The sequence below is a fragment of the Pseudomonadota bacterium genome, from assembly GCA_039815145.1.
In the GTDB taxonomy this organism is placed as follows: Bacteria; Pseudomonadota; Gammaproteobacteria; order Steroidobacterales; family JBCBZW01; genus JBCBZW01.
Map to the genome: position 1 here is coordinate 1 of JBCBZW010000216.1, position 5,402 is coordinate 5,402.

At 64.9% G+C, this 5,402-nt stretch carries 5 protein-coding genes; 2 read left to right on the forward strand and 3 right to left on the reverse strand.

Annotation, left to right across the window (positions count from 1 at the left end):
• Position 1: 1 nt before the first annotated feature.
• Positions 2-1,384 (reverse strand): amino acid permease, encoded by a 1,383-nt coding sequence (locus AAF184_24485; GenBank protein ID MEO0425514.1) that lies wholly within the window; start codon positions 1,382-1,384, stop codon positions 2-4.
• A 231-nt stretch (positions 1,385-1,615) separates the two neighbouring features.
• On the opposite strand from AAF184_24485, the gene AAF184_24490 reads away from it, so the two are divergent.
• On the forward strand, positions 1,616-2,374 hold the full coding sequence (locus tag AAF184_24490) for a hypothetical protein (protein ID MEO0425515.1): 759 nt from the start codon (positions 1,616-1,618) through the stop codon (positions 2,372-2,374).
• Here the strand turns inward: AAF184_24490 and AAF184_24495 are convergent.
• The gene (locus AAF184_24495) at positions 2,359-3,180 is read right to left on the reverse strand and encodes a hypothetical protein (protein MEO0425516.1); all 822 of its coding nucleotides are present in this window, start codon (positions 3,178-3,180) and stop codon (positions 2,359-2,361) included. The two genes, AAF184_24490 and AAF184_24495, sit on opposite strands and share 16 nt — an antisense overlap.
• Before the next feature lie 315 nt (positions 3,181-3,495).
• Here AAF184_24495 and AAF184_24500 point away from each other — a divergent pair, with 315 nt between their 5' ends.
• Complete coding sequence (locus AAF184_24500; GenBank protein MEO0425517.1) at positions 3,496-4,644, forward strand: sterol desaturase family protein; 1,149 nt, start codon at positions 3,496-3,498, stop codon at positions 4,642-4,644.
• A 109-nt stretch (positions 4,645-4,753) separates the two neighbouring features.
• Here AAF184_24500 and AAF184_24505 read toward each other — a convergent pair.
• Positions 4,754-5,402: exopolyphosphatase (locus AAF184_24505; GenBank protein MEO0425518.1), on the reverse strand; the 649-nt coding region annotated here is incomplete at its 5' end.

Sequence of the window (5,402 nt, forward strand, 5' to 3'; positions counted from 1 at the left end):
CCTAGCCAGAGCCCTCACGACCCTCGGTATCGCCAACGCCGAGCCTGCGGCTAACAGCGTAGAACACCAACCCAGAGACGATGATCGCCGCCGCAACGGCCGCCTCCGTCACGTTGCTTACCGCAAGGTACACCAGCGTCCACCCGGTGATCGCCAGATACACCAGCGGCGGCAGCGGGTACCACGCGGTCCGATACGGCCGCGGCAGATCCGGTTGACGGACACGCAACACGAACACCCCCAACACCGTGAGGAACGAGTTCAGCCCCAGCGTGAAGCCCGCCAGGCGAATGATGCCCTCGAACGAGGACACGAAGATGAACAGCAGGGCGAGCACGCACTGAAAGGCGATGGCAAAGACCGGCAAACCCGTCGCGTTGGTGCGCGCGAACCAGCCGAAGGCGCGAAAGTCCTGACCGATCACCGCGAGCACGCGCGGCCCCGCGAGGGTCATCGCGCTCACCGTCGACACCAGCAGCAACGCCAGCACCGTCCCCATCAGCGCCGCACCGCCTTCCCCGAAGACGAAGCTCGCCGCGACGTAGCCCACCTCCACCTTGCCCGCGAGCTCATCCATGGGCGCGACGTACAGGAAGGTGAAGTTGAGCGCTACGTACAGCACGAGCACCACGAAGGTGCCAAGGCCGAGCACGAGCGGCAGCGACCGCTGCGGATTCTCGAGTTCACTCGTGAGGTAGGTCGCCGCGTTCCACCCGGTGTAGGCGTAGCTCACGTAGATCAGGGACACGGCGAACGCCGGCGATAGCATCGCCTCGAAGCCTACGCCGCTCGGCAAGAAGTTTACGGGCTGAGGGGTCTCGACGAGCACCAGGGCCGTGACGCAGAAGATCACGATCAACGCGAGCTTCAACATCGTGAACCACCGCTGCACGCCGGCGGAGTTCGCGCGCGTGCTGGCGTGGGTGATCGTGAGCACGATGACCAGGGCCGCCGCCAGCGGCTTCACGGGCAGAGCCGGAAAGACGGCGGAGAGGTAGCTGCCGAAGGTGATCGCCGCCGCGGCCACGGGCGCCGCGAAGCCGATTGTCGCGGAAACCCAGCCGGACACGAAGCCGGCGGCCGGGTGATAGATGCGGGAGAGGAAGTTGTACTCGCCGCCTGAGCGCGGCAACGCGGCGCCGAGCTCCGCGTAGGTCAGGGCACCGCACAGCGCGGCGATGCCGCCGACCACCCAGAGCATGAGCAGGGCGAAGCCGGAGGTGATCCCCAGCAGCTGGAACCCCAGCGAGGTGAACACGCCGGTGCCTATCATGTTCGCGACCACCACGGCGGCGGCGGTGCTCGCGCTGTAGCGCTGGGATACGTCCGTGCCCGCGCCACTCCCGCTCAGGCCGGTCGCGCTCTCTTCCGTACTGCTGCTCAAGCTCCCTCCCGCTCAGCGCCTGCCACCAGCCCCCTCGGCCGCGACTGCCGGAGCAGTGTAGCGAAAGCCGTCTGTCGCGGAATCCCCGCGGTGCTGGCCCCAGATGAGCCCTCGCCAGCCCATCCTACGTGTCACCTTCTGAACGACCGCCGTGGGCGTGCGCCTCCCGCGACCGGCTCGGCGTCGCTCGTCGATCCACCGAGTGCCCCTAGAGGCACAGGAGAAGCAGACATGACCCTGATACACAGATCGCCATCCGCAACGACCTCCCGCCCACACGGCTGCGGGCCGCGTGCATGGCTAGCGGCCATCGCCACCGCCCTGTTGGGAGTCAGCGCCAACGCCGCCATCATCATCGATAACACCGTCAACGGTGCCATCACCAACGACTTCGAGGGCCAGACCCTTGGCAGCCAGGTCGGCCTCGTCAGCGAAACCGGTGCCACCTACGGCGAGCGCTTCGAGGGCCAGACCCTGAGCACCGCCGGCGGCTTCGACGTGCTCAGCGGTGCCCCGACCGCCGCCTTGAACCTCCTCGCCAACGACGTGGCGACCGACAACGTCGGCATCGTCAATGCGGGCTCGCAGGTGATCTTCGGTGACCTCAACGGCGAGATCGGCGAAGGGGCCCTGTCGGTGCTCTTCGACGCGGCGACGGACGTGTTCGGATTCCTCCTCGTGGGCAGCAACTTGAGCGGCGAGATCACGGTGAGCTTCTTCGGGATGGCGGGCATCGAGCTCGGTACGATATCTCAGGCCAGTAGCGGTGGGTTCTTCGGGTTTCGGGCCACCGGAGGGGATCTGATCCGTGGGGTGTCGATCACCAACACCGATCCCTCGGGCGTCGGCTTCGACGATGTCACGTTCAATGCCCTGGCGGTCGCGGAACCGAACGTGCTGGCCTTGATCGGGCTGGGGGTGCTGGGATTCAGCGTCACCGGGCGCAGAACGCGCTTGATAGGTAGTCGCTACGCTTACGGAAACATGTAGAGCATCGAGTTGTCGATGCTGTCCAGGTAGGACAACATCGTGCGACGACGCCTGCCCGACGCTGCTCGCGCCTGCTCGTATTCCTGCGCGGAAAAGCATGTCTTCATTTTGATCTTGGAGAACGGCGGGTCTCGATCAAAGCAAAGGGGCCGCTCGACCACCTCGCTGTCGACGCTGTGGAACGCTGTCACCAAGGCCCAGCCCGGCACCGGGTTGCCGGTGGCATCGAAGGTGGGCGTGAAACGGGTGTCTTCGAGCAAGCTCTCGAGTTCACCCAGCACGGCGTAGCCATCTTCCCAGTCGCCATGGTCCAGCAGCTCCAGGGGTGCGCCAATGGCATCGACGTGCAGCAGGGCCTGCGACTCGTAGACGCTGCGGTCTGAGCAGGACGGTTCCCGACCAGCAGCGGCCGCACAGTGCGCCGTGGTGAGTTGGCGGTCGTACCAGGTGCCTGCGCCCTGCACGATCTCCTGCGCCTCGACATAATGCTCGCCGAGACGATCGCTGTAGACGCCCGAGTTGGCCAACACCGCGGCCTGGCAACCGTCGCCGTCGCAGGCGACGACCACCCGTACGGCCATCGTCACGGCGACCGGTGTGCCTCCCTGTGCGGCCGGTCGGATCCGCGCCTTCTGGATGGCTGCGTAGATCTGCTTGGTCAGGCGTTCTTCGAGCCTCCTGGTGGAGGCGACGGTCTCGCACCGATGTACGCTGATCGCCCCCTCGGCGGTGACCAGCAGCCGGCACAGCGTTTCGTGGGTTTCCAGCGTGCGTGTGCGTTTCGGCAGGCGCAGCGCCTCGGTCAACGGCCTCTCGCCAGCATTCGGGTCGGCAGGTGTCAGCAGCGGTTGCGCGCTCACCGGGGCGGCAAAGCACGTCACCAACATCGCCCATAGGTGCACAGCGGATGCCATGCCCCTCCGCACCTGCTGCCGTCGGCGGCTGTCCATGTCGTGTCCCATACGTGCGGATACTAGTGCCTCGAGACAGACCGCTCAAAGACCTGCCCAGGGCGCACGGCGCCTTCGTTCGTGAACACCGCGGGTGGCAGCAGAGGGAAACGCTCGATACCCTTGGGTGTGCCGAACGACCACCTCATAGAGTCAGCAGAAGCCATCCGCATGCACGAAGACGACTACGAATACACCGAGCGAACCGTCGCGCCCGACCCCAAGCGCCAGCTGCGTATCGGCGACGGCAAGATCAGCGCGCTCATCTCGCTGAGCCTCGGCATCCTGAGCCTGCTCGCGGTGTTCGCCTATCGCTACCCGTCCTACCTGACGACTACGGAACTGCGCCGTGTCTACGACGCCGAGACGCTGCAGATCGTCCTCAAGTACGGCATGTGGACGTCGCTGCTGTTCGGCTTTCTCACCTTCGTGCTCAACCGCGGCCGCTACCGACAGCTCGGCGGCGCCGGCATCGCCCTCACCCTGCTCGGCTTTTTGCTCGGCGGCTACGACATCCCCGTCGGCCCCGTCGAGCCGCGAGAGCTATCGCTGGGCGTGGATTGGCTGATCCTGGCCCTGCTCGGCTCCGTGCTGGTCTTCATGACCCTGGAGAAGCTGTTTCCGAAGTACAAGGATCAGGTGATCCTGCGCGCGGAGTGGGACGTCGACCTCTTCTACTTCTGCTTCAACCACCTGGCGATCTCCGCGATCATCCTGTTCGGCAATCACCACGCGACCCACTTCTCCTGGGCCATCAGCGAAGACGTGCAGATGCTGGTGCGCTCCATGCCCGTGTTCGTGCAATTCGCCCTGATCGTGATCGCCGCGGACTTCGTGCTGTACTGGGAGCACCGCACCTTCCACGAGGTGAAGGCGCTCTGGCCGGTCCACGCGGTGCATCACTCGGTGGAGACCCTCGACTGGCTGGCCGGCTCCCGCGGGCATTTCGTTCAGGTGTTCTCCGAGCGCGCGATGGTCATGATCCCGCTCTACCTGCTCGGCGCCGACGAGGCAGCGCTCAACGCCTACGTGGTGTTCGCAGCCCTGCAGGCGATCCTGATCCACTGCAACCTGAAGTTCTCCTTCGGCCCGCTGCGCTACATATTCGTGACGCCGCAGTTTCACCACTGGCATCACAGCTCGGAGAAGCCCGCGATCGACACCAACTACTCGGCGCACCTGGTGCTGTTCGACCGGTTATTCGGCACCTACCACATGCCGGATGAGCATTGGCCCGCGGAGTACGGCACGACCAAGAAGTTGCCGCGCTCGGTGTGGGGGCAGTTGTTCTACCCGCTCACGGCGTTGCGCTCGAAATAGGGCGGGGCGCGTTCGGCGCCTGCGTCTCAGGGGGGCACCGGTAGAGGCGAGGAGCCTCTACCTTGCGCGGGGGCAAGCGTAACGCACCCCTATCGATCATCGGAGAGAATTACGCGATGTTGCGGCGACGATCAGGATCGGCTGCAAGCACCTTCTCGATCAGCTCCTGCTTGACCTGCTCGGCGTCTTCGTTCGCCACCTGACAGGTGCCCGCGTTCGCATGACCGCCACCGCCGTAGGAGAGCATGAGCTCGCCCACGTGCACCTTCGAGCTGCGATCCAGAATCGACTTGCCCATGGCGAACACGGTGTTCTGCTGGCGGAAGCCCCACATGTGGTGGATGGACAGATTACACTGCGGGTACATGGCGTAGACCATGAAGCGGTTGCCCGCATGGATCACGTCCTGGTCCTTTAAGTTCAGGATGATCAGCTCATCGTGAACCTCGGCGCAGGCCCGTACCTGAGCTTCGAACAGCTCCTGCTGCTCGTGGTAGAGCTCCACGCGCTCCACCACGTCGGGCAACCCCATGATTTCATCGATCGTGTGGTGCTTACAGTAATCGATCAACTCCATCATTAGGTTGTAGTTCGAGATCCTGAAATCCCGAAAACGGCCAAGGCCCGTGCGGGGATCCATCAGGTAGTTGAGCATCACCCAATCGGTGGGGTGCAGGATCTCCTCGCGGCTGAACTGGGCGGCGTCCGCCTTGTCCACGGCCACCATCATGTCGTCCCAGGCGCGCGGGAAGCGCTCG

Excerpts from the sequence above, each read along its gene's own strand:
- AAF184_24490 (MEO0425515.1), top strand. The coding sequence starts at position 1,616 with ATGACCCTGATACACAGATCGCCATCCGCAACGACCTCCCGCCCACAC.
- AAF184_24500 (MEO0425517.1), top strand. The coding sequence starts at position 3,496 with ATGCACGAAGACGACTACGAATACACCGAGCGAACCGTCGCGCCCGAC.